We start from the raw sequence: 26,581 nt of genomic DNA, 5'->3' as shown, positions 1-26,581 counted from the left end.
GAAGGGATCCTCCTCGCTCGTCGGTGGGTGGCGTCAGCCCGCGCTGCAACTGACCGTCGGCCAGGTCCAGTTCCCGTTGGCCTGGATGGTGGCGCCCCAGGTGTTCCCGCTGCCGTTCGACTTGGCGGTCAGGGTCTGCGCGGTGGGATAGCTCGCGCTGACGTTCCAGGTGGACAGCACCTTCGCCGGGGACGGCACGTTCATCGTCACGGTCCAGTTGCCCGCCCCGCTCACCGAGACGTTGAGGTTGTACCGGTCGTCCCACTTCTGCCCCGCCGACAGCGTCGCGGTGCAGCCACCGCCACCGCCCCCACCGCCGCCACCGCCGGAACTCGTTCCGCCGACCGTGATGTCGGAGCTGCCGCTGCTCTGGTAGCCCTCGGTCGCCATGATCATGTAGTAGTTGAAGCTGCCCATCGGCATCCCGGCACGCGACCAGGCGTCGAAGTGGTTGCCCGTGGTGATGGTGCCACCGGTCCGCCTGGACTGCCGCACACTCCAGTACTGGTCGAAGGTCCGGGTGCCCTCGACGGACGGGGCGTTGTACCGCGTCGTCCGGTAGATGTCGTAGGTGCCGCCGTCGCTGTTCACGGTGCCCATGAACGTGCCCGTGGGCCGGTAGGTGCCCCAGTTGTCGACGATGTAGTACTCGACGAGCGGGTTCGACGTCCAGCCATAGAGAGCCAGGTACGCGTTGCCGGACGGGTTGAACGTGCCCGAGTACTGCACGGTCCTGCGCCCGCCGTTGCTCCAGCCCTTGCCCGCGACGAAGTTGCCGGTGTTGCGCCACGCGGTGCTGTACTGGCCGCCGGACCCCATGTTCATGGAGACGGTGCCCTGGCTGTCGGTCCAGAACGAGTAGTAGTAGCCGTTGTCGGTGCCGGTCTGGTTGGTGGTCACGACCGTGTCGGCGTGGGCGGTGGCGGGCAGCAGCATCGCGGCCAGGGCGGCCAGGGCGACGGCCCACGCGGTTCGGGCTAAGAACATGGTGGTGCTTCCTCTCCTGGGGGTTCGACGACGGCGCCAGTGTTGGCCTGTCCCCGTCAAGCGTCAATAGTTTCGGTAATTATTTCGAAACCTTCGGCCAGCAAGAGGGCGAGAGACGTACCGATATCAGCTGCTCAGGCACGTCTCTACCCGCGATGAACCGCATGGGGAGAGGGACGACTCTCAGAGAGATCAGAAACGAGGAGAGACGGCTACGAAACTTTCGACACTCCGGGTGGCCGCTCCGGGCACGAGACGTTCCCCGACTCCGCCGGCCCCAGCCACACCTGATTCGCCGGCAGCTTCACCGGTTCGCGGGTGGCCGGGTCCCACAGGACCGCCGTCTCTCCCGCGATGCCGAAGGAAAGGTAGGGTCTGCCCGGATTCAACGGGGGTCCCTCCCCGGCGAGTTCACGGGCCGGCACCACGAGCCGTACGCAGGTCCACTCCGGTTCGACACCGAAGTACGACGGCGGCTCCTGGCCGCGCGCGGCCGCCGCGACCGTCCGGTCCACGGCCGTCGCCGCGGAGTCCCACGCCTGCAACCCCGCACCGGCGAGCATCGCCGCGAAGAGGCACACGTTCAGGATGATGTTGGTGCCGTCCCCCGGGGTGGCGTACCGGTGGTGCCGGTGCTTGGCGAACCCCCACCAGGCCGGGACGATCATGACGAGGCTCAGCATCACCAGCAGCTTGACCGCGGCGGCGAACTGCCAGACCGGGGGCACGTCGAGATCCCCCGGGCTGAGCGAGAGGCCGTCGGCGTACAGGGCGTGCAGGACGGAACCCGCCGCCACGAACGCGGAGACGGTCAGGGTCACCGCCAGCGGAACGGCCCAGGCGACCCACTCGCCCCACGTCCACTGCCGCACCAGGAGCCACAGCCCCGCGAGGACGGAGACCACCACCGCGGTCGTGAGGGTCTCGCGCGGGGTCCAGGCCTTGCCGTCGCTGCTGAGGAGGCCCATCCCGAAGGCGGCGAAGATCAGCAGACAGAGCAGGGCGAGGAAGACGCCCTCCTGCCGCTTGCCCGCCCGGCTCATGTCCCAGCCCGACCAGAGGGATCCGCAGGCGCCGAAGAGCGCCAGGGTCCCCAGGATCCACCGGGGGGCGCCGGGGACCGCCGCCGAGGCCAGCGTGAGCGCGCCCGCCGACAGCAGGGTCCACAGGACCAGCCGGTAGATCGAGCGCTCCAGCCGCTCCTCCCGCCGGTAAGGGGCGGGTTCGCGTCGGCGTCCGTCCAGCGGCCTGACTGCCACGGCCGGGCGGGGGGCACCGGCGGGAGCGTCCGCGCGGGCCAGCCGCAGCGCCTGGCGCGGGCCGCCGGCGACGAACCCTCCGGTGTCGTGTCTGCCGAGCCGCGTGGCGGTGCGGGTGAGGTGCCTCCGCCAGGCCGGCTGCCTGCCCGGGCGCCGGTGGGCCGTGCTGACGACCCTCCAGTGGGGGAACAACTCCCGGTCCCGCTCCAGGGGTTCGGCCCGGCGGACGTAGCCTTCGAGGCGGGCGCCGCGCAGCACCTTGCGCACCCGGTCGGCCGCGCCCCGGTCGCTGCCCTTGGCCGCGCCGAAGAGGCGGACCTCTATCTCGTACACGCGCGACGCGGGGTCGGGCTCCAGGGCCGGGCCCAGCGGTCCGCTGCCCGCGGGGTGCGCGTCGCGCACCGGCCAGCCGTGCGCCTCGAAGCGCGCCTCCGCCTCCCGCCAGTCGTGCTCACCGCCGCAGACCTCGACGAACACCCGTACCCGTTGGTCGTATCGCGTGTGGGCCATGCGGTCTGCTTCCTCCTGCACCGGGTGTCGCGCGAAACAGCCAGGAGACTACGGAACGTCAGCCGCCGGAGGTCACCCGGGCTCCCTCCTGTCACCGTCGGCACAGTCGGCCCCCGGACGCTCTGTCGCAACTGATGGTTGATCAATAACCTTGTGCGGTACACCAAGTCACGATCCTGGGAGCCCCATGTCCACCGCCCAGCAGGTGCCCGACATCCTCTCGCCCGAGTTCGCGGCGAATCCCTACCCCGCCTACCGGGTCATGCGGGAGACCGCGCCCCTCATCTGGCACGAGGCGACGCAGAGCTACATCGTCTCGCGCTACGAGGACGTCGAGCGCGTCTTCAAGGACAAGGCCGGCGAGTTCACCACGGACAACTACGCCTGGCAGATCGAACCGGTGCACGGCAAGACGATCCTCCAGCTCAGCGGGCGGGAGCACGCCGTGCGCCGGGCGCTCGTCGCCCCCGCCTTCCGCGGCAGCGACCTGGAGCAGAAGTTCCTGCCCGTGATCGAGCGCAACTCCCGCGAGCTGATCGACGCCTTCCGGCACACCGGCTCCGCCGACCTGGTCACGGACTACGCCACCCGCTTCCCGGTCAACGTCATCGCCGACATGCTGGGCCTGGACAAGGCCGACCACTCCCGCTTCCACCGCTGGTACACGGCCGTCATCGCCTTCCTCGGGAACCTCTCGGGCGACCCCGAGGTGACGGCGGCCGGCGAGCGGACCCGGGTGGAGTTCGCCGAGTACATGCTGCCGATCATCCGGGAGCGCCGCGAGAACCTGGGCGACGACCTGCTGTCCGCGCTGTGCGCCGCCGAGGTCGACGGGGTGCGGATGAGCGACGAGGACGTCAAGGCGTTCTGCAGCCTGCTGCTCGCCGCCGGCGGCGAGACCACCGACAAGGCCATCGCCGGCATCTTCGCGAACCTGCTGCTCCACCCCGACCAGCTCGCCGCCGTCCGTGCGGACCGCTCGCTGATCCCGCGCGCCTTCGCCGAGACCCTGCGGTTCACCCCGCCCGTTCACATGATCATGCGGCAGTCCGCGACGGAGGTGACGCTCAGCGGCGGCACCGTACCCGCGGGTGCCACCGTCACCTGTCTGATCGGTGCGGCCAACCGTGACGAGAGCCGCTACCGAGACCCCGACCGCTTCGACATATTCCGCGACGACCTCACCACCACGACCGCCTTCTCGGCCGCCGCCGACCATCTCGCCTTCGCGCTCGGCCGGCACTTCTGCGTCGGCGCGCTGCTGGCCAAGGCGGAGGTGGAGACCGGCGTCGGCCAGCTCCTCGACGCCATGCCCGACGTGCGTCTCGCCGACGGCTTCGAACCCGCCGAGCAGGGCGTGTTCACCCGGGGACCGCAGAGCCTCCCGGTGCGCTTCACCCCCGTGCGGGACTGACCCGTAGCTGCCCGTCCCACTCGCCGGTCCACGCCGGAATCCGGGCCCTGGTCACGGGCCCGGAACTCGCGCTACTGCACCACCGGTGTGAACCGCACCGGAAGCGCCGACAGCCCGCGCATCCAGATCGACGGCCGCCAGGTCAGCTCCTCCGGGTCCACCGCCAGCACCAGGTCGGGCAGCCGCTCCAGCAGCGTCTCGACCGCCGTCCGCGCCATCACGTCCGCGAGCAGGGGAGCGGGATAGGGACAGCGGTGCTCGCCGTTGCTGAACGACAGGTGCGCGGCGTTCTCCGCGCCCACGTGCCCCTCCGGCCAGATCTGCGGGTCGGTGTTGGCCGCCGCCAGCCCCAGCACCAGGCAGTCACCGGCCCGGATCTGCCGGCCGCCGAGCTGGACGTCCCGTGCCGCCCACCGCCCGATGAAGTTCTGCGTCGGCGTGTCCAGCCACAGCACCTCGTTGAGCGCCTCGCCCACGCTGAGCCGGCCGCCCGACACGTTCACGGCGAACCGCTCGTCCGTCAGCAGCAGCCGCAGCGTGTTGCAGATCCAGTTCGCGGTCGGCTGCTGCGCCGCCGCGATCACCGAGATCAGGTCCTGGACGACCTCCTCGTCCGTCAGGCCCGCCGGGTGCGCCAGCATGCGCGAGGTGACGTCCGGGCCGGGGACGGCCCGCTTGTCCTTCACCAGCTGCCGCAGCCGCTCCCCCACGCGTCCGTACGCCGCCACCGGGTCGTCGCCCTCGCCCGCGTCCAGGGAGATCCGCAGGTCGTCGACGAGCCGGCGGGTGTCCTCGCCCGAGGTCGGCATCCCGCACATCTGCACCACGGTGCGCATCGGCAGGGCGTGCGCGTAGTCGGCCATCAGCTCCGCCTGGCCGCTGCCGGCGAACCGGGCGATGAGTTCGTCGGCGATGAGCAGGCAGTCGTGGGACAGCTCGAACTGGTCGACCCCCTCCAACGCCTCGGTGATCACCCCGGCCCGCCGCCGGTGCTCCTCGCCCTCGGCGAAGAGCACCGACGGCTGGTACCCGACGAAGGGCAGCAGCGGCCAGTCCGGCGGGATGGCGTCCCACTGGTTCCAGCGCCGCGAGTCGCGCGCGAACAGCTCGTCATGGCTGGTCACGTACGTGACCTCGGAGTAGCCCAGCACCAGCCAGGCGGGGATGTCGCCGTCGAGCAGGACCGGCGCTACCGGACCGTGCTCCCGGCGCAGCGCGCGGTAGAGCTGCGCCGGGGTCTGCTGGTACTCGAGCCCTCCGAGGCGCACCGCCCCGGCGTGGGCGGGGCAGCCCGGGGGCGCCGACGGCGCGGAGGGGTAGCCGGAGTCGGTCACAGTGTCGCCTCCTGGGCGATGGCCAGGTCGTGCAGGTGGTTGACGAGGGTGAGCAGGACGTCCTTGCCGGACTGCCTGACCCGCGCGTCGCAGTCGACCATCGGCACGTGCGCGGGCAGGGCGAGCGCCTGGCGGATCTCGTCCAGGGAGTAGCGGACGGTGTCGTCGTCGAACCGGTTCACGGCCACCACGAAGGGCGTGCGGTGGTGCTCCAGCCTGTCTATCGCGTACCAGGAGTCGTCCATCCGCCGCGTGTCCACGAGGACCACGGCACCCAGCGTTCCCGAGAACAGCCGGTCCCACAGGAACCAGAAGCGCTCCTGACCGGGCGCTCCGAACAGGTACAGCACCATGCGGTCGTTGAGGGTGATCCGGCCGAAGTCGAACGCGACCGTCGTGGTGGTCTTCGTCGTCACCGCACCGGTCTCGTCGACGCCCACGCCGGCCTGCGTCATCACCTCCTCGGTGTTGAGCGGCCGGATCTCGCTCACCGAGCGGACCAGGGTCGTCTTGCCGACGCCGAATCCGCCCACGACGACGATCTTCAGACCGGTCTCCGCGGTGTCGTTCAGCGGTGTGCGGTGGGAGGGCAGCTCAGAGGTTGCGGAGCCCATGGAGCACCTCTTGGAGTAGGGCGGAATCAGGCAGGGAGGCGACGGACCGGGCCGCGCGCGGGTGGCGGGCGGTGATGCGGCCCGTGTCCAGCAGATCGCCGAGCAGGATCCGCACCACCGTGACCGGCAGTCCGAGCTCCGCGGCGATCTCGACGACGGCCGTGGGGTGCCGGCACATCTCCAGGATCCGGGCGAGCTCCGACTGCATCCCCGGCACCGGTCCGCTCTCGCTGACGACGAGGGTGACCAGGTCGAAGGACTCGTCGGCACGGCTCCGGCCACGGGTGACGGTGTAGAGCCGGTCGGGATCACCCGTGTCGACGGGCTTGCGCATCACGCGGTGCCGTTCGCCCTGGCCTGGTCCCGCGGCTCGGCCCGCAGGTGCTCGCCGATCTGCTCGACCAGCTCCGTCATCTGGTGGCCGACCACTCCGGGATCGGCGTCCTCCCCGGCGACGACGGCGAGGTGCGCCCCCTCGCCGGCCTCCACGATGAACAGCAGGCCGCCGTGGAACTCGGTCATCGACTGCCGGACCCCGCCGGTGCCGTCGCCGAACTCCATGGAGGCCCCTTGGGCGAGGGCCTGGATGCCGGAGCAGATCGCCGACAGCTGGTCGGCCTGGTCGAGCGTCAGGTGCTCGCTCCAGCAGAGCTTCAGGCCGTCCCGGGACAGGACCAGGGCGTGGCGGGCGCCGGGGGTCTGGTCCAGGAGATTCTGCAGGAGCCAGCTGAGGCTGTTGTCGGTGGTCTGCATGATGGGTGATGGGACGGTGGTGCCCGGCTGACCGGCCACCGGCCCGTTCCTCCTATCTCATGAGCTCGAGCGGGAAGGGGCGCCGTCGCTCCGGACGCCGTACGGGAAGGGGTGGGGACTACGGAGCCGCGGGCGGCTCGGATCCGGGCCGGGCAGCCGGTCCGGCGCTACCGTCCGCGGACTGCCGTGCGCGGTGGAAGGCGCCGAACCGCGCGCCCGCGTCGCGTGCCGGGCGCCGGGCCGGCGGTGTGTCACCGGTCTGTCCGGACGCCGAGTGGCGCTGCTCGCGTTCGCGTTCGGCCTCGGCCATGGTGCGGCCCGGGGCCCGGACCGGCAGGCCGTTCGGTGTGGTGCCCTCGGGCCGCCGGTGGCGTCGCTGCCCGGGCAGCTCGGGCGGCTCGGGCCGTGCGGCGAGGGGCTCGCTGCCTGCCGGCAGTGCCGCCGCCGCGGGGCGCTCGGTGGCCGCGGGCAGTGCCGGGGCTGCGGGGCGCTCGGTGGCCTCGGGCACCGGCGCGGGCGCGAGCGCCGCCGGCATGGCCTCGGGCCGGGGGGCCGTCCGGTGCGGGACCACCTCGCGCTGCTGGGCGAGCAGATGCAGGGGCAGCAGGACGACGACGCCGGTGCCGCCGCGGGAGGAGGGGCGGTAGTTGACGCTGATGCCGTACTTCACCGCGAGCCGTCCCACCACGGCCAGGCCGAGCCGGGTGCCCTGCAGCGAGGCGAGGTCGGTGACGCGGCCGGTCACGGCCTCCTCGGCACGGCGCATCGCCGCGTCGGCCATCTTCAGACCGCTGTCCTCGATGGTGACGACGATGCCGGCGCTGCGGTCCTCGACGTAGACGTGCACCTCGTCGATGGGCGGGGAGAAGTTCGCGGCGTTGTCCATCAGCTCGGCGAGCAGGTGCATCACGCCCTCGGCGGCGAAGCCGGACACCGCGGCGCGGGTGGAGCAGTGCAGGCGCACCCGCTGGTAGGCGGCGATGCGGCCGACGGCACCGCGCAGGATGCTCTCCATCACGATCGGCTTGTTCCAGGCGCGGCTGGACCTGCCGCCCATGAGCAGCGCCAGCCGGTCGGTCATCAGGCCGAGCTGGGAGGTGCTGTGGTCCAGCTTCAGCAGGTCGCCGAAGACCTCTTCGCCGTGCCGTTCCTGCATGTCGCGCAGGTCGGCGAGCATGCGCACGGCCTTGGCCTGGACGCGGCTGAGCGCCTTGGCGGAGGCGGCCTGTGCCGCGGCGGCGCGCCGCTCGCTGTGGGCGAGTTCGCGGATGAACGATTCGGCCGGGACACGCAGCTCCGGCAGCCGGGGCAGCTCGGATTCGGCGAGCACGGTGTCGGCGGACCGGCCCTCGCGCAGCCGGGCGACCGCGGCGGGCAGCGTCTCCTTCACGAAGCGCTCGTGCTCGGCCGCCGCCTGGTCCATCTCGCCGCGCAGCGCGCGGTATTCGGCGTCCAGGGCGGCCACCCGTCGCGCGTCCTCCTCGACGACCGCGGCGAACGTGTGCGTCAGCCGCTGCAGTTGCGGGTCGGACGGCGGCGGCACGGTGGCCAGTACCTCGGCCGCGCTCGTGCCCTCCCGCAGCCGCTCGGCCACGGCGGGCAGCGTCAGGCCGGCCAGGTGCGAGATCTCGACCGACAGCCGGGCCGCCTCGGCCCGCAGGCGGCCGTTCTCCGACTCCCGCTCGGCGGCCGCGCCACGGGCCCGGTGGACCAGCCGGTGGGCGACGAGGACGCTGACGGCCACGCACACCCAGGCGACCACCACCACGGCCAGGACCCACGTGAAGGCGTCGGACGGTGCCAGGGCGACCGTCGCGCCGCCGACGGCGGCGCTCGTCACCAGCACGGCCGGCCGTACGGCGGACGAGGTGCGCGGCGCCGCCGCCGGTCGGTGCTGGCTGGGCGAAGCAGGCACTGGCATGGAGCGGTCCCTCGGTCGGTGAGAGCAGGGGAATCGGGTGGCGGCACGAAGCAGCCGCGGGCCGGGCGAGAGGTCAGCCAACAGGAGGGCGATCTTCCGTCCACGTACGGCTCATGCTAATCACCCTGACGTGCGAGAAGACCCCGCTTGTTGCATGGTCCGTCAGCAATCCGAGTTCGTCGCGAACCCATCGCTCGTGCGCCCCGCTGTGGTATCCGGGACGAGGCCGGGCGGGCCCGGCCGAGGACGGGGATGCGGGCAGGAGCCGCACCGACGCGACGTCACATCGCCTCAACTCCTTGACCTACACCGGTCCCCCGTCCGCACGTGCTGTCGATTTCCAGCCAACTATACGTACGGCGAGCCGCGTTGCGCGCACGAGCCTCGGGCCGACCGGGCCGTCGGAGTGGGGGAATACCGTTGATCGTGAAGGTTCCGTGACGGCGGCCCGGGAGGGGCCAGACGAGTCGGGCGCCTCATCACCTGGTGTCCACCACTACTATCGCCCGGGCGACGACTGCCCTGATACTCACGTAGTGCTGGCCTCCCATCAGTTCCCGCACACGACCCACATCCCGGGCTTCCGGAACCTGGCAGATCGAGCCGGGCGAGTGGAGCAGGGAGAGGTGAGGACTGATCGCTTTGGCCGCGACCGACGAGGAACGAGGCGGGAAACGCCGGGGTTCGTCACCGGCCGGGTCGCTGCTGGCCGAGCGGCCCGACGGCCTCCACTTCAGTGAGCTGTGGAAGCTCGTCGTCGCAAGCCTTTCTCTGACCGAGGAGGACATGGAGCGACCGAAGAGCGGAGACACGAAGGGCGAGAACGCCTGGAAGTGGCAGACCTCGGACTTGGTCATGGCGGGGTGGCTGCGACTTCGTGCCGGTGGCTCTGCGGCAAGCCTTGCGGCCGTACGGCGGGCGCTGCCGATTCCGGGCGCACCACCACCTGGACGAGGCAGAGGCAGTCCCGCTCAGGCCGGATCTGAGGGAATTCCGAGTTCGGACCTCTACCAGATGCTGGCCTACTGCACGTCGCTCGGTCTTTCGTTCGGGCATCTCGTGTACGCGAAGGGCCGCTCGCCTCGGGGACCCAGGTGAGGCGTGCCGGAGTCGTCATCACTCAGCACGCCCTGGAACTCGATCGAGACCCGGTGGACCTCCTGGCCAGCATGAATGAGATCGCGGAGTACCTGGTCCGGTCACGGTGACCTGGTCGGTTCAGTACCGGCTCCGCCCGCACAGCCCGCGGTGGTACTCGACGCAGTCCTCGTCGATGACGTGCTGGGGATGGCGTATCAGGGCGCCGATCAACTTCTCGTCCCTGCTCCGGCGCACATTCCAGTCCTCGTCGATGAAGAAGAAGAGCTTGTCGAACTGGACATGGTGGTTGGGGCAAAGACACAGCATGTTCGTCAGCTTGTCCGGCCCCCCATGTGGTCTTCCGATCCCTTGGATGTGCGCAGCCTCGCTGTAGTGGCTGAAACGTGTCTCCAGACGTTCCCCGCACACCTGGCACTGGTGCCTGTAGAGCAGCTTGATGTGTTCGGCGAGGTGCGGGTCACGGTCGGGGCGGGATCCGTTCACCTGCCGACGCCCTCGTCCCGCCGGCGGCCTCTCGCCGCGCTTCCGTTCCCCGTCCCCGTCCTCCACGGCTCCTTCGGCGTTTGCGTACCCAGCGAGGCCTACGCGCTCCAGCAGCGCTTCCTGATCGACATCCTGAAAGTAAGAGCCGCACAACAGGCCGATCGCCTCGGCACGCGCGAGCGGCTTCTGAAGGAGCCTCGCGACGTCCTGCTGGAGGCCCACCGTCGCGCTGTTGCTCGTACCGTCGGTTTGCCAGAGACCCGACTCCTGCAGATGCCGGAAGGTGTAATCCAGCGTGAAGTTCACATCCGGTGCCCCGAAGTCCGCAAGAAGGGGACCTATCTCCTTTGCGTAGAGGTCCCGGGGCGCCAGGCGGCCCTGCCCGGATACGAGTCGGCCAACCGCCCACAGCAGTGTGAGCGACGCATCGCGCGTGTGCTGCTCGTCCGGGATGTCGGTGTTCAGGGTCCCGAGGGCGTGCAGCAACTCCTCGCGCCGCATTCTCGGAACGGAGGCAGCCGGCTTCTCTTCCGGAGGGTGGTGATCTGCCTGGGGTATCTGCCCGTCCAGCAGGCTGTTCATCAGGCCCAGGTGTCGCTGACGCACGTCAGCCGGTATCAAGGTGAGGCTGCGCAGGATCGGCTGCTTGACCAACTTGGTGAGCAGCGGAGCCGCTGGTACGTCGACCTCCACTATGTCGCCCAGAGCGATGATGTGTTCCCACGTCTTCTGGCCCTCGTCGGCTCCCCATACGGCTGCAGCCAGCTCGGGGCTGTGCATCAGGCCGAGGATGCGGGCCGTGGCGATGAATCTCCCGTCAGCGTAGAAGAGGACTTCGTCCCCGACCTTCTGGTTCCGGATAGCAAAAGCCTTGGTGTGCCAAGACGGTGCTGGCGTCGCTCCCCACAGCCTTGCCACTCCGCTGGGGTAGATACGATTCAGCAGCTCCGCGTGCTCCCCGAGGACATGTCCGTACTCCGGAAGCCGGATCCCTTTGCGCACCGAGTGCTCGAAGTGCTGAGGGCCTCGCTTTCCAGGCCCGCCGCGCGGCTGCAAGACCCATTGCACTGTGTCCTCAACACCGTGACCATTCCCCATGGTGTTCAGATTTTCATACCAATGAAGGCTGTTGGTACCCGGCATGCCTGCAGTAGTTGCGGAAGCCGCTGTCCGCGCGTCGCCCTGGTCAACCAGTCCTGGCGATGGGAGAGGTCGTCGATCAGGTCGGTGAGCATCGGCTCCTCGTGGAGCGGGGTGCGGTGGTCCGCATGGCGGCCGCGGAATGCGTCCACGTCTCCTCGCCGATAGCCAGGGACAGTTGCTGCCGTCAGGCCGAGGTGACCAAGGTAGGTTTAGCCGTCGTAGCGCCAAACCACTTGCGGCCGGGGCCATGGACAGGAGTTGGCCGACCACGACGAATCGGGCGTCATCGATGGCTCGGGCAGAGACCTAGTCGGTGGCAGCGGCGATTGCCGCCAGCAGATCGAGCGCCGCATTGGAAGCATCCCGTCCGTGCAGATCAACGCGGGGCATTCCGGGCCGGGTTCGTCGGCGGCGACCTCCAGGGTTCTCGCAGACGAAGACCCTCGTAGTAGCTGGGGGACCGAGCACGTGCCGGTGAGAGAGCGTAGCGACAGCCACAGAGGCTAGCCACGGGCGACCCCGCTCCACCGCGCGTCGGGAGCGTCACGGTGCGCGGGAGGTTGAGGACCAAGCTCGGGAGGACACCCGTCGCACCGCGCGCCCACCGCTTTTCACACCCGCCGCTACTCCCCACGAACTCCCGTACAGCCAACCGTGATCGCCCAGAGCGGCGGCGAGGCCCCTCAGAGTCCACCAAGCGGGCCACTTCACGGCGCTGCGATTCCGTAATGGCGATCCGCAGGGTGCCGTCCTGCCACCCGGAGACGTCCCATGGGCTCTAAGGACGACCCGGGTAGTCTGTTCAGCAAGAAAATGGGCTCTGACCTGCAAAAATAGAGAGCGGCAGACGAGTCGGGCTGTACGCCGGGTTCTGTTCCGGCGGGTCCTCGCGGTCCCGCCGGCGACGGCCATCCATCTAGGACCGGCGTTGCCACCGGCCTCCAGCGGTCTACCCGCGGACTCGGGCGGGCAGCCCTCGATCGTCCGCGCAGAGCCGCCCCTTCTCGCGAGGAGGCGTCTCCTCTTGACCTTGCTCCGGGTGGGGTTTACCTAGCTGCCCAGGTCGCCCTGGGCACTGGTGGTCTCTTACACCACCGTTTCACCCTTACCGGAGACCGAAGTCTCCGGCGGTCTGCTTTCTGTGGCACTGTCCCGCGGGTCACCCCGGGTGGCCGTTAGCCATCACCCTGCCCTGTGGAGCCCGGACGTTCCTCGGGAAGCCCCGCAAGGGACTCCACGCGGCCGCCCGCCCGGCTCGTCTGCCGTATCGACCATGGTACCCGGCGGACCTCCCGCCGCGGACCGGCGCCGGCCGTCGCGAGGACCGAGCCGGCCAGGATCAGGGTGAAGGCGACGCCGATGCCGAGGGTCAGGTCCTCGCCCAGGAAGAGGGCGCCGGCGGCGACGGCGACGGCGGGGTTGACGTAGGTGATGACGCCGGCGCGGGTCGGGCCGACCTCCTTGATCAGCTCCAGGAAGGCCACGAAGGCGATCGCGGTGCAGACGACGCCGAGGCCGGCGAGGGCCGCCAGGACCTCGACCGGGGGGAGGGCGGCGGGCCGGGTCAGGAAGGCGGCGGGCGCGTAGACGACGGCGGCGAGGGTCAGGCAGGGGGTGATGAGCTGGAGGGTCGGGACGTCCTTGAGGTGGCGGGCGGCTATCAGGGGCGCGGTGGCGTAGCCGACCACCGTCACCAGCACCTCGGCCAGCGAGCGCGCGTCGCCGCCGGTGAGGTGCGGCACGGTGAGGACGGCGACGCCCCCGAGGCCGACGGCGAGTCCGATGATCCGGCGGGCCCCGACCCGTTCCTCGGCACCGAAGAAGCGGGCCAGGAGGACGGCGACGATCGGCACGCCCGCGATCAGCAGGCCGGCGGTGGAGCTGGAGAGGTGGCGTTCGGCGTCGGTCAGGGTCCACCACGGGCCGATGATCTCGATGACGGCGAAGGCCAGCATCGGTGTCCAGTGTGCCCGGACCGTCCGGGCGAGGCCGCCCTGGCGGAGGGCGAACGGGAGCAGGAGGGCGGCGCCGAGCGCGCACCGGGTGAACACGACCACGGACGGGGAGAGGTCCTCCACCGCCACCTTGATCATCAGATAGGGGATGCCCCAGACCACTCCCATCAGGGAGAACAGGGCCCAGCCGCGTGCAGTCATGGCCGCAGTCTGCGTGCCGCCCTCACCCGCCGTCTTGAACGCTGTTGCGGTACGCGGCCGGGGTCACGCCGAGGACGCGGCGGAACCACCGGGTCAGGTGCGCCTGGTCGGCGAAGCCCACCAGCGCCGCCGCTTCGGCGGGCCGCAGACCCGCGTCCAGGAGCCCGCGCGCCCTGGACACCCGGTGCTGGGCGAGCCAGGCGTACGGCGGTATCCCCATCGTCGTACGGAAGGCGCGCAGGAGTTGGTACCGGGACAGGCCGAGGTCGGTGGCGAGTGCCGCCAGGGAGGGCGGGGCGAGGAGTTCGTCGGCGAGGCGGTCGCGTACGACGCGGGCGACGCGGGCGGCTCCCTGGACCGCGTCGTCGGCCGCGCGGGCCGTGGAGTGGCGGTGGGCCAGGGCGGTGAGCAGCCACGGGAGACGGGACTCGGCCTCCAGAGGGTCGGGGCAGCGGGCGAGGTCCGTGTGGGCGGCGCGCAGGGCGCGGGCGAGTTCGGGGTCCTGGAGGACGGGTTCGCGGAAGTGCGGCAGGCCGCCGCGCGTGCCGTCGGCCAGCAGGGACGGCGCCGCGTACAGGGCGCGGTAGGAGTAGCCGTCGGGGGCGGCGGGGCCGCCGGTGTGCACCTCACCGGGCTCCAGGACGACGATGGACCCGGGCCCCGAGTGGATGTGCCCGCCCCGGTAGGCGATGACCTCCAGGCCGCCGACGGTGACGCCGACCGTGAACTCGTCGTGGGCGTGCGGGGCGTAGACGTGACGGTCGAAGCGGGCGGTGAGCAGGTCGAGGGGCGGCCCGCCCGTCCCCAGCCGTGCCCTGGTCCACCGTGCCTGTTCGCGTGCGGCCACCTTTCCCCCCGTCGGCGCGGTTCAGCGGACGTACGTCTCGAAGCCGGCGCCCGTGCAGTACGACGCCACGCGGCCCTCGGCTGCGGTGTCGGCGGTGTCGACGGCCAGGGCGGTGTCCTGGAGGACGTGGCTGCCGGACGTGTCGAGGCCCTCCCGGTCGAGCCGTCTCGCGGCGGCGAGGGCCGCGTACCCGGCGACGTCGGCGTTCTCGGACCGGGCCTTCGTCCGCTGCCAGGTCCCGAGGACGGAGCAGTAGTGCTGTCGCGTCCCGTCGTCCTGCCCGGTGCCGCCGGACGAGCAGCCGCCCGTCAGGCCGACCACGACGACGGCCGTCAGCACGGTGGTGACGGTCCGCGCTCTGCCTCCGCGCCCCATGAGACTCCCCTCCCGGTGGTCGGCTCCGGCGAGTATGGGGCACCGGCCCCGTCGAAGGCACCCCGTACCCTGGCCGAGAGCTGACCGAAGGAGTACCTGTGCTTGTCCTGCTGCCGCCGTCGGAGGGTAAGGCGTCGTCCGGCCGGGGCGCCCCGCTGAAGCCCGGGACGCTGTCCCTTCCCGGGCTGACGCCTGCCCGGGAGACCGTCCTCGGCGAGCTGGTGGAGCTGTGCGCCGGGGACGAGGAGAAGGCGCGCGAGGTGCTGGGGCTGAGCGAGGGGCTGCGCGGCGAGGTGGCCAAGAACGCGCAGCTGCGGACGGCCGGGGCGCGGCCCGCCGGCGAGATCTACACGGGCGTGCTCTACGACGCCCTGGACCTGGCCTCCCTCGACACGGCCGCCAGGAAGCGTGCCGCCCGTTCGCTGCTCGTGTTCTCCGGGCTGTGGGGTGCCGTGCGGGTGACCGACCGGATCCCCTCCTACCGGTGCTCGATGGGCGTGAAGCTCCCCGCGCTGGGGGCCCTGGGCGCGTACTGGCGGGCGCCGATGGCCGAGGTGCTGCCCGAGGCCGCCGGGGACGGGCTGGTGCTGGACCTGCGGTCGGCGGCGTACGCGGCGGCGTGGAAGCCGAAGGGCGAGGTGGCCGGGCGGACCGCGTCCGTGCGGGTGCTGCACGCGCCGACCCGAAAGGTGGTCAGCCACTTCAACAAGGCGACGAAGGGGCGGATCGTCCGGAGCCTGCTGAGCTCCGGCAGCGCGCCCGAGGGTCCCGCGGAGCTGGTGGAGGCGCTGCGCGACCTGGGGTACGTGGTGGAGGCCGAGGCGCCGGCGAAGGCCGGGAAGCCGTGGTCGCTGGATGTACTGGTGGAGGAGATCCACTGAGCCGGTAGCCCGGGCCCCGGGAGCCCCGTTGCGCTGTACGCAACGGCAATTGCAGAGAATGCACATCGGAGGGCACGATGAGGTCATGACCTCACCGCTGCCCTCCTCCCCGTCCGCCTCGGTGCTCGATCTCGCGCCCGTCGTCCCCGTCGTGGTCGTCGACGACCTCGCGGACGCCGTACCGCTCGCCCGGGCGCTCGTCGCCGGCGGGCTGCCCGCGATCGAGGTCACCCTGCGGACGCCGGTCGCCGTCGACGCGATCCGGGCGATCGCCGAGGAGGTACCGGGCGCGGTGGTCGGCGCGGGCACGGTCATCACGCCGGAGCAGGTCGGCGAGGTGGTGGCGGCCGGGGCTCGGTTCCTGGTCAGCCCGGGGTGGACGGACACGCTGCTGGAGGCGATGCGAGGGTCCGGGGTGCCGTTCCTGCCCGGGGTGTCGACCACCTCGGAGGTGGTGGCGCTGCTGGAGCGCGGGGTGCGGGAGATGAAGTTCTTCCCGGCCGAGGCCGCGGGCGGCACCGCCTACCTCAAGGCGCTCGCCGCCCCGCTGCCGCAGGCCCGTTTCTGCCCGACCGGCGGCATCGGACCGGCCTCCGCGCCGGAGTACCTCGCACTGCCCAACGTCGGCTGTGTCGGGGGAAGTTGGATGCTGCCGAAGGATGCCGTCGCCGGGCGCGACTGGGCGCGGGTCGAGGCGCTGGCCCGCGCGGCGGCGGGGCTCAGCGCAGGTGCGACGTCTCGTTGAACAGGCGGACGCTCGCACCGCCGTCGGCGTAGTACGCCACGGCCGACAGGGAGGCCGCCGACAGTTCCATGCGGAACAGCGACTCGGGCGGGGCACCGAGGGCGAGTTGCACGAACGTCTTGATCGGCGTCACGTGCGAGACCAGCAGGACGGTGCGGCCCGCGTAGGCGGAGACCAGCCTGTCGCGGGTGGCCGCGATGCGGGCGCCGGTGGCCGTGAAGCTCTCGCCGCCGCCGGTCGGCTCGGCGTCCGGGGAGGCCAGCCAGGCGTTCAGGTCGTCCGGGTAGCGCTCGCGCACCTCACCGAAGGTGAGTCCCTCCCAGGCGCCGAAGTCGGTCTCGCGCAGGCCCTCCTCGACCGTCACCTCCAGACCGAGGCGGGCGGCGACGACGGCGGCGGTCTCGCGGGTGCGGGCCAGCGGTGACGTGACGATCGCCTGGATGGTGCCGCGCCGGGCGAGGCCCTCGGCGACCCTGGCGGCCTGCTCGCGGCCGACGGCCGACAGCGACGGGTCGCTGCCGCCGCTCCCGGAGAACCGCTTCTGCGGTGTCAGGAGCGTCTCCCCGTGCCGCAGCAGGACGAAGGTGGCGGGGGCGCCCAGGTCGGGCGGTCCCCAGCCGGGCGAGGCCACGGTCTTGGCGGCCCGCGCATCGGCATCCGCCGAGGCGTCGGCCGTCGCAGCAGTGGCGGAGGAGCGAGCGCCGGGCGCGGTATCGACGGCGGATGAGCGAGCGCCGGGCATGGTCTCGGCGTCGGTCCGCACCGCCTGCGCGATGCACTCGCCCACGGCACCGGCACCGGCACCACGCCCGGCCGGTTCGGCGGCGCCTGCGGCAGCCCGGCGTCCGCCCTCAACGGTCTCCACCTCGCCTCCGGACCCGGCCCCGTCAGCGCCCGGCTCACCGTCGGTACGACCGGCCCGGACGGCGTGGCCGTCGGCGGCACCGGCCACGGCCCCGGGCCCACCCACGGTGGCCCCGGCCGCGGCGCTGCCCGGCTCGCCCCCGGCGCGGCCACCCCGGGCGGCGCGTCTGCTGCCGACGGCAGCCGCCGTGTCCAGGTCCGCCGTGGACGCCGACGGGGACCACTGCTCGCCGCGAGCCCCCGCGTCCATCGCCTCGTTGGCCAGGCGGTCGGCGTGCTTGTTGCTCGCGCGGGGGATCCACTCGTAGGTCACCCGGTCCGGCGGGAAGACGCGTGCCGCCTCGGCCGCGAGCGGCTTCATGGCGGGGTGCTTGATCTTCCAGCGGCCCGACATCTGCTCGACGACGAGCTTGGAGTCCATCCGGACGTGCACGGACGCCGTCGGGTCCAGCTCGTGCGCGGCGCGCAGGCCGGCCAGCAGGCCCCGGTACTCGGCGACGTTGTTCGTGGCGACGCCGAGGTACTCGGCGGCCTCGGCCAGGGTCTCCCCCGTCACCGCGTCGCTCACCACCGCGCCGTAGCCCGCGGGCCCCGGGTTGCCCCGCGACCCGCCGTCGGCCTCCACGACGAACTTCCGCATCGGACCGGTCGCCGGACCGGTCGCCGGATCTGCCCCCGCGCTCGCCACCGGCCCGGCCCCCTACAGCCCGGAGTCGGCCGTGCGCACGAGGATGCGGCGGCAGTTCTCGCAGCGTACGACTGTGTCGGGCGCCGCCGACCGGATCTCGCTCAGCTCGGTGATGGCCAGCTCCTGGCGGCATCCCTGGCAGCTGCGCTGGTACAGCTTGGCCGCGCCGACGCCGCCCTGCTGCTCGCGCAGCTTGTCGTAGAGCTTCAGCAGGTCCGCGGGGATCGCGCCCGCGATGACCTCGCGCTCCTTGGTCACCGAGGCCGCTTCGCCGTCGAGCTGCTCGACGGCCGCGTCCCGGCGCGCGGTGGCGTCGTCGATCTTGCCCTGCACGGAGCCGACGCGCTCGGTCAGCTCGGCGACCCGCTCCTGCGCCGACTCACGGCGCTCCATGACCTCCAGGACGATGTCCTCCAGGTCGCCCTGCCGCTTGGCGAGCGAGGCGATCTCGCGCTGGAGGTTCTCCAGGTCCTTCGGCGAGGTGACGGCACCCGAGTCCAGGCGCTGCTGGTCACGGACGGCGCGCTGGCGCACCTGGTCCACGTCCTGCTCGGCCTTGGTCTGCTCGCGGGCGCAGTCGCTCTCCTCGGTCTGCGCGGCGACGAACAGGTCGCGCAGCTGGGTGAGGTCCTTGGTCAGTGACTCGATCTCGTCGTGCTCCGGCAGCGACCGCTTCTTGTGCGCGAGCTGCTGGAGGCGGACGTCGAGGTCCTGGACGTCGAGGAGTCGGATCTGGTCGGCGGGCGCGGCGTTCAGTTGGGGGCTCCCATGGTGTTGGCTGTGGTGGCGGACGCCGCGTGGGCGGTCCAGGGGTCGGTGACCGTCCTGGAGACGTGGACCCTGAGGTCCCATCCGTTGCGGTCGGAGATCTCGTCGAGCTGGGCTGCGGCCAGCTCGCACCAGGGCCACTCGGTGGCCCAGTGCGCGGCGTCGAGCAGCGCGAGAGGACTGTGGGCGCGGGCTTCCGACACCGGGTGGTGGCGCAGGTCCGCGGTGAGGAAGGCGTCGACGCCGGCCGCCCGTACGTGGTCGAAGAGGCCGTCGCCGGAGCCGCCGCTGACGGCGATCGTGCGGATCGAGGCTTCGGGGTCGCCGGCGACGCGGATGCCCTGCGCCGTGGCGGGCAGCCGCTCGGCGGCGCGGGCGGCGAGTTCGCGGACGGTGAGCGGGTGCTCGAGCTCGCAGACGCGGCCCAGGCCACGGCGGCCCTCGGGGTCGGTCGGGTCCGGCACCAGGGGGCCTGCGACGCGGAGGCCGAGCGCGCCGGCCAGCGCGTCGGAGACGCCGGGGTCCGCGGTGTCGGCGTTGGTGTGGGCGACGTGCAGCGCGATGTCGTTCTTGATGAGCGTGTGCACCACGCGGCCCTTGAAGGTGGAGGCCGCGACCGTCGTCGTCCCGCGCAGATACAGCGGGTGGTGGGTGACGAGCAGGCCGGCGCCCAGCTTCACCGCCTCGTCGACGATCTCCTGGACGGGGTCGACGGCGAACAGGACCCGGGAGACCTCCTGGTCGGGGTCGCCCACGACGGTGCCGACCGCGTCCCAGGACTCGGCCCGCTCGGCGGGCCACAGGTTCTCCAGCGCGGCGATGACTTCTGACAGACGGGGCACGAACGCAAGGCTACCTGGAGGTTCTGGACCGCTGTACCCGCCGCGTGCCGTCCCGGGCGCACCGGCCCCGCGCAGCACACCCCGCATCCTTTCCTCAGGCGAATCGTTCCTGTGCCACACGTACGTGTGATGGGAGCGGTTCCCGCTCCCCCGCCTGTGCGTACGAAAACTAGCTTCGTCGCCGGAGGTGACCTAACGATGACAGCCTGTGCTATCGAGCCTTCGGCGGACCACGGGGACGGCGGTCCGCGAAACGACGGGACCCCGCGGGCGGGCTGCGCCATCACCGCGGAGGGCGCCTACGCCGCGCGTCTCGCCCTGGCCGGCGACTCTTGGTACCCGGAGCGCTGGACCCTGGACGGTCCGGAGCCGTACGCGGTGCCGCTGCCCGGCCGGCAGCCGGAGGAGCCCGGCACCGAGGTGCAGCCGATGGCCGACGGGCGGGTCCTGGTCCACCGCGTCGCGGCCGGCCGGCACCTCTTCGCGCTGCTGTACCCGACCGGCCCCGGTACCGGGGAGCAGCCCCTCGGCGCGATCGAGTGCCCGGACGGCGCCGCCGGGCCACGGCTGCTGCCGCCGGTACCGGGCGGCGAGCGGGCGTACGCCCTGGCCATCGGCCCGCGTTCGACGGCGCTGTGGCAGGTGGCGGGGGGCGCCTCCGGGCCCGAGCACCTCGCGGAGATCCCCGGCCGCTGCTCGGGCGGGGTCTGGCTGGACCGCGAGGGACGGATGCTGGCCGTGGACCGGGAGACCGGCGGGCGCACCAAGGCGGTCGTGGTGGACCTGGGGTGCGGCGGCGAGGTGTCGCCGCTGCTGCAGATCGCCGCGGACAGCGACGACCGGATACTGCTGGCCGACCCGGACAGCGGGCTGGTCCTCATCCGCTCGGACGCGCCCTCGCCGGGGCATGCCCGGCTGGGCTGGGGGGTGCTGGGCAGCACGCTGCCGGTGCGGTTCCCGGAGTGCCTGCGGCTGCCGGACTGCGCGGTGACGCCGTTCGCGGTCCAGCCGGGTCAGATGCTGACGCCCGAGCGCTGCGGGGTGGCGTTGCGGGTGGACGGCGCGCTGGGCAGCTGGGTCGGGGTGTGGCGGCCCGCCGAGCGTGAGGTGCGGCATCTCGCCGCGCCCGAGGGCTGGTTGGCGGGGGCCGGGGTATGGACGGCGGGCGGCGAGCTTCATCTGCCGTACGCCACCCGGGAGTCGCCGTGCGGGGTGGCACGGCTGGCGGTGCCCTTCACCGAGGTCGCAGAGGCGGACGGCGCGGAGCGTCAGGCTCCGGTCGAGGCGGCGGAAACGGAGGCTCCGGCACCCCCTCCGTCGCGTCCGGTTCCGCTGCAACAGGCCCCGTTGGCACGGCTTGTAACGAACTAGTGCCGGTTGGCGTGGCCGCCTGGATTCGGGCTGTGGTGTGCCGGTTACACTCGCCCGGCTGTAGGAAAGATCATGTTGACGGGGTGAATTCCTTCCGATGAACGACGCCAGCACGACCCAGCCGATCCAGGCCGCCGGTGCCGACGTTCGCGAGACCGACACCGGCCACGGCCGGCACCGAGGACCGGTCTCCAGTCAGGACGGCGCGGCCACGCCGCGCGGCCGCCACCGCAAGCCGGTGGAGGAGGCCGAATCGGCGGCCTGACGGCACGCCGAGCACAACGGGAGACACGGCCACGGCCCCGCTCGTCGCATGCGACGGACGGGGCCGTCGTCGTCGCCGCACGCGCCCCGCGCTCAGCCGTGCCGGACGACGGTGTCGGCGAGGACGGCCGCGTCCTCGCGTTCGACGGCGCTCACGGCGGCCCGTACCACGTCGTCGCCCGCCCGCCACATGCGCACCCGCAGGGTCTCCCCCGGGTACACGACCCCGGCGAAGCGCGTGCGGTACTCGCGCACCCGGGTCACGTCGCCGTCGAGCAGGGTGTCGACGACCGTCTTGAGCGTGCTGCCGTAGGTGCACAGTCCGTGCAGGACCGGCCGGCCGAACCCGGCGCGCGCGGCGAACTCCGGGTCGGCGTGCAGCGGGTTCCAGTCGCCGGAGAGCCGGTACACCAGGGCCTGGTCCTCCCGGAGGGAGCGTTCCACGACCAGGTCGGGTTCCCCCGCCGGCGGAGGTGCCGGGCGCCCGGACGGACCGCGCTCGCCGCCCCACCCGCCCTCTCCACGGACGAAGACCTCGGCCTCGTCGGTCCACAGCGGCCCCTCGGCGTCCGCGGCCTCGGTGCGCAGGACGAGGACGGCGGCCGTGCCCTTGTCGTACGCGGCGACGACGCGCGAGGTGGCGGTCGCCCGGCCCCGCACCGGGAGGGGCCGGTGGATGCGCAGGCGCTGTCCGCCGTGCAGGACCCGGGCGAGGTCGACGTCGACGCCGGGCACGGACAGCGTGCCGATGACGCCCGGGGGCCCGCCGCCCGCGACGGTGGCGAAGCTCGGCAGGACCCGCAGCCGGGACTCCAGCGTGTAGCGCAGCTCGCGCGGATCGGTGGCGGGGACGCCGGCGCCGATGCCGAGGTGGTAGAGCTGGACGTCCTTGTGGTCCCAGGTGATCTCGCGGACGCGGGGTGCCGCGGCGAGCGCCTGGGCTGCGTCGAGGGGCATGCGTCTCCTGTCGGCCCGGTGAGCACGGTGCTGGACGGCGACGACCGTACTCCGCGCGTCCGCGGACGGTGCGACCGTCGCCGACGCCGCCCTGCACCTGTCGGAGTCCACGGTGCGCAACCACCTCTCGGCGGCCATCGGCAAGACCGCCACCCGCAACCGCACCGAGGCCAGGCGCGAGGCCCGCCGCCAGGGCCGGCTCCAGCCACAACGCCCGCCCCGCCCCGACGCCCCCGGGCACGGTCCTGTGCCAAGAGAAGGTCAAGAAATCGTTAGGGACTCGAAGCAACGGAATAGTTGCCCGGGCGCACGAGGTTCAGTCTGCACACATCACACAACGCGTTCGCCGAACCCGGCCTGGAGGCCTCACTCAATGTCCCACACGACGACCGACGAGCCCGCCCGCAGAGTGAGCGGGGCCACCGTCCCGGTGCTCGCCTTCGCGGGCATCGTCGTCGCGGTGATGCAGACCCTGCTCGTCCCGGTCATCAAGGACCTGCCCCGACTCCTGGACACCACGCCCAGCAACGCGACCTGGGTCCTGACCTCCACGCTCCTGTCCGGAGCCGTCGCCACGCCGATCATGGGCCGCCTCGGCGACCTGTACGGCAAGCGGCGCATGCTGATCGTCAGCCTCGCCGTGATGGTGGTCGGCGCGCTGGTCAGCGCCTTCACCGACGCCCTGCTCCCCATGATCGTCGGCCGCACCCTCCAGGGCTTCGCGATGGGCGCGATACCCCTCGGCATCGGCCTGATGCGCGACATGCTGCCCCGCGAGCGGCTGGGCTCGTCGATGGCCCTCATGAGCTCCTCGATCGGCGTCGGCGGCGGTCTCGCGCTGCCCGCCGCCGCCCTGGTCGCGCAGCACACGGACTGGCACGCCCTGTTCTACGGCGCCGCCGGCCTCGGCGTCCTGTCCATCGCCTTGACCCTCCTCGTCGTACCGGAGTCCCCGCTCCGCGCGAAGGGCTCCTTCGACCTGCCCGGCGCGCTCGGCCTCTCCGCCGGCCTGGTCCTCTTCCTGCTGCCGATCACGAAGGGCAGCGACTGGGGCTGGGGCTCGGCCACCACGCTCGGCCTGTTCGCCGCCGCCGTCGTGGTCCTGCTGCTGTGGGGCCTGATGGAATTGCGCGTCGCGGCCCCGCTGGTCGACCTGCGCACCACGGCCCGCCGCGAGGTGCTCCTCACCAACCTCGCCTCGATCATGGTCGGCGTCGCCTTCTACGTCGTCTCCCTCGTCCTGCCCCAGCTCCTCCAGCTGCCCTCCGCCACCGGCTACGGCCTCGGCCAGTCGATGGTCGTGGCGGGTCTGTGCGTGGCCCCGCTGGGCCTGACGATGATGTTCACGGCGCCGGTGTACGCCCGGCTGTCCGCCCGCTACGGCCCGCGGAGCACCCTGATCATCGGCCTGCTGGTCATCGCGGTCGGCTACGGCGGCGGCCTCGGCCTGATGAGCGCCGCCTGGCAGACCGTCGTCACCTCGGTGCTGCTCGGCGCGGGCATCGGCCTCGCCTACTCGTCGCTGCCCGCGCTGATCGTGGGTGCCGTCCCGGCCTCGGAGACGGGCGCGGCCAACGGCCTCAACACCCTGATGCGGTCCATCGGCACGTCGGTGTCGAGCGCCGTCATCGGGATGGTGCTCGCCAACACCTCGACGACCGTCGGGGGCGTGGCGATCCCGACGATGCACGGCTTCCGGGTCTCCTTCCTGATCGCGACCGCCGCGGTCGCGGCCGGCCTCGTGCTGGCCTTCTTCCTGCCGCGCAGGCGCCCCGCGGCCACCACGCAGCTGCGGGCGAGCAGCGAGGAGGACGCGAACCTGGCCCGCGCCGAGGAGGTGCTGCGGGGCTTCCGCGGCCGGGTGCTGGCCGCCGACGGGGCGCCCGTCGCCCGCGCCAAGGTCACGCTGATCGACCGCCACGGCCGTCAGGCGGGCGCGACCCTCTCCGCCGGGGACGGCAGCTACACGCTCGCCGTCCCGGCCGAGGGTCCGTACGTGCTGGCCGCCCGCGCCACGGGCCACGGCCCGCTCGCCCACGCGGCGACCCACGGGGGCGACGAGCGCCCGGTCGACGTGGACCTGTCCCTGCCGGGCGACACGGTCTCCGCCTGACCCGCACCGCCGGCCCGTCCGCACCCCCTGTCGCACCGCGCGGCAGGGGGTGCGGCAGCATGGGGCGCCAGCACGCACGTACCACCGGAGGAACCCATGCCCGCGGCACCCACGCCGGAGATCCTGGCCGCCTTCGACGCCGCGAAGGGGTTCATGCCCACGCACGAGGGGCTGGCGCTGTACGCGGCGGCGGCCGAGGCGGGCGGGCTCGGACTGCCGCTCCTGGAGGTCGGCACGTACTGCGGGCGCTCCACCCTGCTGATCGCCGACGCGGCCCGCACGGCCGGGGTCACCGCACTCACCGTCGACCACCACCGGGGCAGCGAGGAACAGCAGCCGGGCTGGGACTACCACGACCCGGAGACGGTCGACGCCGAGCTCGGCGTGATGGACACGCTCCCCACCTTCCGCCGCACCCTGCACCGGGCCGGCCTGGAGGAACACGTGGTGGCCCTCGTCGGCCGCTCGCCGCAGGTCGCGGCGGTCTGGAACGCGCCCCTCGGCCTGGTCTTCGTCGACGGCGGCCACACCGACGAGCACGCGAACGCCGACTACGAGGGCTGGGCCCCGCACGTGGCCGACGGCGGCCTCCTGGTCATCCACGACGTCTTCCCGGACCCGGCCGACGAGTTCACCGGCCAGGCCCCCTACCGCGTCTACCTCCGGGCTCTCGCGTCCGGCGCGTTCACCGAGGTCTCGGCGACCGGCTCGCTGCGCGTCCTGCGGCGGACGGGCAAGGGAATCTGACGGCGCCTGCCGCCCTCGGCGCGCGTCCGTGTGCGATCGTTCGGCCATGAGCAGTGACTACGACCGCGTCCGCACCGGTATCGAGTTCATGACCGCCTACGTCTCCGGGGACGACCTGCTGGCCGAGTACGTCGCCGAGCGGCGCCGCGAGGACCCGCTGGCGACGGAGGCCCTGATGGACGGCGCGGCCGCGCTCTGCGCCCAGTTGCTGCGGACCATGGCCCGGGTGACGGGCAAGACCGAGCACGAGCTGCTCCAGGAGCTGGCCCGCGGCACCTACCGGCACGAGCAGCAGTCCGACGACGACTGACCGGGCGCCCCCTGCGGAGGGCGCCCGGGGCCTCTAAGGTGGCTGACGTGTCGTACACAGGCCCGGACTTCGATCCACCCCAGCCCCGCCGTTCCCCCCTGCGTCGCCCGCTGACCGTGGCGATCGCCGCGCTCGTCCTCGGTGCGCTGCTCGGGTGGGGGGTGTACGCCGCGGTCGGCGGGCCGGGCGACGGGGGCGACGGCACGGACCGGGCGGCCGGTGCGTCGGCGTCGTCGTCGCCGTCCTCCAGCGGCCCCGCCTCCCCCACCCAGGACGCCAAGACGCCCACCGGTACCTCCTCTTCGTCCGCGGACGACAAGCCCTCCGCGTCCCCGTCCCGGCGTCCGCAGACCTCCGCGCCCGCCGCCGGAACCGGGCCGCTGAAGGGCAAGGTCGTCGTCATCGACCCCGGGCACAACCCGAGCAACTTCCAGCACGCGTCCGAGATCAACCGCAAGGTGGACATCGGCACGAACTGGAAGGAGTGCGACACGACGGGCACGTCCACCAACGCGGGCTGGCCGGAGGCGAAGTTCACCCTCGACGTGGCGCACCGGCTGCGCACGCTCCTGGAGGAGCAGGGCGCCACGGTGAAGCTGACGCAGGACGACGACCGTCCCTACGGGCCCTGCGTGGACGAGCGGGCCCGGATCGGCAACGAGGCGCGTGCGGACGCCGCGATCTCCATCCACGCCGACGGCGCGGGCGCCGGCAACCGCGGCTTCCACGTCATCCTGCCGGGCGCGGTGCACGACGGTGCCGCCGACACTCGCGCCATCGTCGCGCCCTCCGCGGAACTCGGCCAGCGCATCGCGGGCAACTTCGTCCGGGTGACGGGCAGCGCGCCCGCCAACTACCTCGGCGGCGGCACCGGTCTGGTCACGCGCACGGACCTGGGCGGTCTCAATCTGTCAACGGTTCCCAAGGTGTTCATCGAGTGCGGCAACATGCGCGACAGCGAGGACGCGGCACTCCTGACCAGCGGTGCCTGGCGGCAGAAAGCGGCGCAAGGGATGTCTGAGGGAATCGTGAGTTTCCTGCGCGGGTAGCGATCGCCGCACAGATCCCTGCGGACAGGCCCGGCGTGCGGACGATAGTGTCATCCGTACGATGAGGGGTCACCCCCGCGCTTCC

Annotated in this window: 25 protein-coding genes, 1 other RNA gene and 1 pseudogene; 9 read left to right on the top strand and 18 right to left on the bottom strand. The window is 72.4% G+C overall.

What is annotated here, in order from left to right; genetic code table 11:
- Positions 1 to 33 precede the first annotated feature (33 nt).
- Positions 34 to 987 (bottom strand): glycoside hydrolase family 11 protein, encoded by a 954-nt coding sequence (locus IEZ05_RS01365; RefSeq protein ID WP_189228070.1) that lies wholly within the window; start codon positions 985 to 987, stop codon positions 34 to 36.
- Positions 988 to 1,199: 212 nt separating this feature from the next.
- Positions 1,200 to 2,756 (bottom strand): hypothetical protein, encoded by a 1,557-nt coding sequence (locus tag IEZ05_RS01360; protein WP_189228069.1) that lies wholly within the window; start codon positions 2,754 to 2,756, stop codon positions 1,200 to 1,202.
- A gap of 187 nt (positions 2,757 to 2,943) precedes the next feature.
- Here IEZ05_RS01360 and IEZ05_RS01355 point away from each other — a divergent pair, with 187 nt between their 5' ends.
- Positions 2,944 to 4,170, top strand: a complete 1,227-nt coding sequence (locus tag IEZ05_RS01355) for a cytochrome P450 (RefSeq protein ID WP_189228068.1) — start codon at positions 2,944 to 2,946, stop codon at positions 4,168 to 4,170.
- A 71-nt stretch (positions 4,171 to 4,241) separates the two neighbouring features.
- Here the strand turns inward: IEZ05_RS01355 and IEZ05_RS01350 are convergent, their stop codons facing one another.
- From IEZ05_RS01350 to IEZ05_RS01295, 12 genes and pseudogenes are all read right to left on the bottom strand, one after another.
- Entirely contained in the window at positions 4,242 to 5,504 is a 1,263-nt protein-coding gene (locus IEZ05_RS01350; RefSeq protein ID WP_189228067.1) for a cytochrome P450, read from the bottom strand.
- A complete protein-coding gene (locus IEZ05_RS01345; protein ID WP_189228066.1) occupies positions 5,501 to 6,118 on the bottom strand; it encodes a GTP-binding protein in 618 nt (205 codons plus the stop codon). Before IEZ05_RS01345 ends, IEZ05_RS01350 begins: the two co-directional genes overlap by 4 nt.
- Positions 6,099 to 6,455 (bottom strand): DUF742 domain-containing protein, encoded by a 357-nt coding sequence (locus IEZ05_RS01340; RefSeq protein ID WP_189228065.1) that lies wholly within the window; start codon positions 6,453 to 6,455, stop codon positions 6,099 to 6,101. The genes IEZ05_RS01345 and IEZ05_RS01340 overlap by 20 nt, the downstream gene beginning before the upstream one ends.
- On the bottom strand, positions 6,452 to 6,871 hold the full coding sequence (locus IEZ05_RS01335; RefSeq protein ID WP_189228064.1) for a roadblock/LC7 domain-containing protein: 420 nt from the start codon (positions 6,869 to 6,871) through the stop codon (positions 6,452 to 6,454). Before IEZ05_RS01335 ends, IEZ05_RS01340 begins: the two co-directional genes overlap by 4 nt.
- 118 nt (positions 6,872 to 6,989) lie before the next feature.
- Entirely contained in the window at positions 6,990 to 8,792 is a 1,803-nt protein-coding gene (locus IEZ05_RS01330; RefSeq protein ID WP_189228063.1) for an ATP-binding protein, read from the bottom strand.
- Positions 8,793 to 9,271: 479 nt separating this feature from the next.
- Positions 9,272 to 9,649 (bottom strand): hypothetical protein, encoded by a 378-nt coding sequence (locus IEZ05_RS01325; protein WP_189228062.1) that lies wholly within the window; start codon positions 9,647 to 9,649, stop codon positions 9,272 to 9,274.
- Between the two features lie 361 nt (positions 9,650 to 10,010).
- The gene (locus IEZ05_RS36160) at positions 10,011 to 11,378 is read right to left on the bottom strand and encodes an HNH endonuclease (RefSeq protein WP_229869549.1); all 1,368 of its coding nucleotides are present in this window, start codon (positions 11,376 to 11,378) and stop codon (positions 10,011 to 10,013) included.
- 101 nt (positions 11,379 to 11,479) lie between these two features.
- Positions 11,480 to 11,668 carry a hypothetical protein gene (locus tag IEZ05_RS01315; RefSeq protein WP_189228061.1) on the bottom strand — a complete coding sequence of 63 codons (189 nt, stop codon included), beginning with the start codon at positions 11,666 to 11,668 and terminating at the stop codon, positions 11,480 to 11,482.
- Positions 11,669 to 12,363: 695 nt separating this feature from the next.
- An RNA gene (gene rnpB, locus IEZ05_RS01310) (RNase P RNA component class A) lies at positions 12,364 to 12,777 on the bottom strand.
- A gap of 70 nt (positions 12,778 to 12,847) precedes the next feature.
- A pseudogene (locus IEZ05_RS37020) lies at positions 12,848 to 13,675 on the bottom strand (DMT family transporter); the annotation flags it as partial.
- 22 nt (positions 13,676 to 13,697) lie between these two features.
- Entirely contained in the window at positions 13,698 to 14,522 is an 825-nt protein-coding gene (locus IEZ05_RS01300; RefSeq protein ID WP_189228060.1) for an AraC family transcriptional regulator, read from the bottom strand.
- 21 nt (positions 14,523 to 14,543) lie between these two features.
- A complete protein-coding gene (locus IEZ05_RS01295) occupies positions 14,544 to 14,897 on the bottom strand; it encodes a hypothetical protein (RefSeq protein ID WP_189228059.1) in 354 nt (117 codons plus the stop codon).
- Between the two features lie 98 nt (positions 14,898 to 14,995).
- Here IEZ05_RS01295 and yaaA point away from each other — a divergent pair, with 98 nt between their 5' ends.
- Both yaaA and eda read left to right on the top strand, forming a co-directional pair.
- Complete coding sequence (gene yaaA, locus IEZ05_RS01290; RefSeq protein WP_189228058.1) at positions 14,996 to 15,778, top strand: peroxide stress protein YaaA; 783 nt, start codon at positions 14,996 to 14,998, stop codon at positions 15,776 to 15,778.
- A gap of 85 nt (positions 15,779 to 15,863) precedes the next feature.
- Positions 15,864 to 16,523, top strand: a complete 660-nt coding sequence (eda, locus tag IEZ05_RS01285) for a bifunctional 4-hydroxy-2-oxoglutarate aldolase/2-dehydro-3-deoxy-phosphogluconate aldolase (RefSeq protein ID WP_189228057.1) — start codon at positions 15,864 to 15,866, stop codon at positions 16,521 to 16,523.
- Here the strand turns inward: eda and IEZ05_RS01280 are convergent.
- From IEZ05_RS01280 to IEZ05_RS01270, 3 genes are read right to left on the bottom strand one after another with little or no spacing between them, the layout of a single operon-like run.
- Positions 16,498 to 18,027, bottom strand: coding sequence for a bifunctional RNase H/acid phosphatase (locus IEZ05_RS01280; RefSeq protein WP_189228056.1), 1,530 nt, complete (start codon positions 18,025 to 18,027; stop codon positions 16,498 to 16,500). The genes eda and IEZ05_RS01280 overlap by 26 nt on opposite strands.
- A 60-nt stretch (positions 18,028 to 18,087) precedes the next feature.
- Positions 18,088 to 18,831 (bottom strand): zinc ribbon domain-containing protein, encoded by a 744-nt coding sequence (locus tag IEZ05_RS01275; protein ID WP_189228543.1) that lies wholly within the window; start codon positions 18,829 to 18,831, stop codon positions 18,088 to 18,090.
- Positions 18,828 to 19,685 carry a Nif3-like dinuclear metal center hexameric protein gene (locus tag IEZ05_RS01270; protein ID WP_189228055.1) on the bottom strand — a complete coding sequence of 286 codons (858 nt, stop codon included), beginning with the start codon at positions 19,683 to 19,685 and terminating at the stop codon, positions 18,828 to 18,830. The genes IEZ05_RS01275 and IEZ05_RS01270 overlap by 4 nt, the downstream gene beginning before the upstream one ends.
- 198 nt (positions 19,686 to 19,883) lie before the next feature.
- Between IEZ05_RS01270 and IEZ05_RS01265 the strand changes: the two genes are divergently transcribed.
- Positions 19,884 to 21,056 (top strand): hypothetical protein, encoded by a 1,173-nt coding sequence (locus tag IEZ05_RS01265; RefSeq protein WP_189228054.1) that lies wholly within the window; start codon positions 19,884 to 19,886, stop codon positions 21,054 to 21,056.
- A 97-nt stretch (positions 21,057 to 21,153) separates the two neighbouring features.
- Complete coding sequence (locus IEZ05_RS01260; protein WP_189228053.1) at positions 21,154 to 21,321, top strand: hypothetical protein; 168 nt, start codon at positions 21,154 to 21,156, stop codon at positions 21,319 to 21,321.
- A 92-nt stretch (positions 21,322 to 21,413) separates the two neighbouring features.
- Here IEZ05_RS01260 and IEZ05_RS01255 read toward each other — a convergent pair whose 3' ends face one another.
- Entirely contained in the window at positions 21,414 to 22,277 is an 864-nt protein-coding gene (locus tag IEZ05_RS01255; RefSeq protein WP_189228052.1) for a MaoC/PaaZ C-terminal domain-containing protein, read from the bottom strand.
- A 373-nt stretch (positions 22,278 to 22,650) separates the two neighbouring features.
- Between IEZ05_RS01255 and IEZ05_RS01250 the strand changes: the two genes are divergently transcribed.
- The 4 genes from IEZ05_RS01250 (at position 22,651) to IEZ05_RS01235 (ending at position 26,496) form a co-directional block, all read left to right on the top strand.
- Entirely contained in the window at positions 22,651 to 24,390 is a 1,740-nt protein-coding gene (locus IEZ05_RS01250; protein WP_189228051.1) for an MFS transporter, read from the top strand.
- Between the two features lie 96 nt (positions 24,391 to 24,486).
- The gene (locus IEZ05_RS01245) at positions 24,487 to 25,137 is read left to right on the top strand and encodes a class I SAM-dependent methyltransferase (RefSeq protein ID WP_189228050.1); all 651 of its coding nucleotides are present in this window, start codon (positions 24,487 to 24,489) and stop codon (positions 25,135 to 25,137) included.
- Between the two features lie 46 nt (positions 25,138 to 25,183).
- Positions 25,184 to 25,447: a hypothetical protein gene (locus IEZ05_RS01240; RefSeq protein WP_189228049.1), complete on the top strand. Its 264-nt coding sequence runs from the start codon at positions 25,184 to 25,186 to the stop codon at positions 25,445 to 25,447.
- 47 nt (positions 25,448 to 25,494) lie between these two features.
- Entirely contained in the window at positions 25,495 to 26,496 is a 1,002-nt protein-coding gene (locus tag IEZ05_RS01235; RefSeq protein ID WP_189228048.1) for an N-acetylmuramoyl-L-alanine amidase, read from the top strand.
- The last annotated feature ends 85 nt before the right edge of the window (positions 26,497 to 26,581 follow it).

This window comes from Streptomyces flaveolus (assembly GCF_014648815.1).
Taxonomy (GTDB): Bacteria; Actinomycetota; Actinomycetes; order Streptomycetales; family Streptomycetaceae; genus Streptomyces; species Streptomyces flaveolus.
The sequence above is the reverse complement of the archived record's forward strand: the minus strand, read 5'-3'. Positions and strand labels throughout refer to the sequence as shown.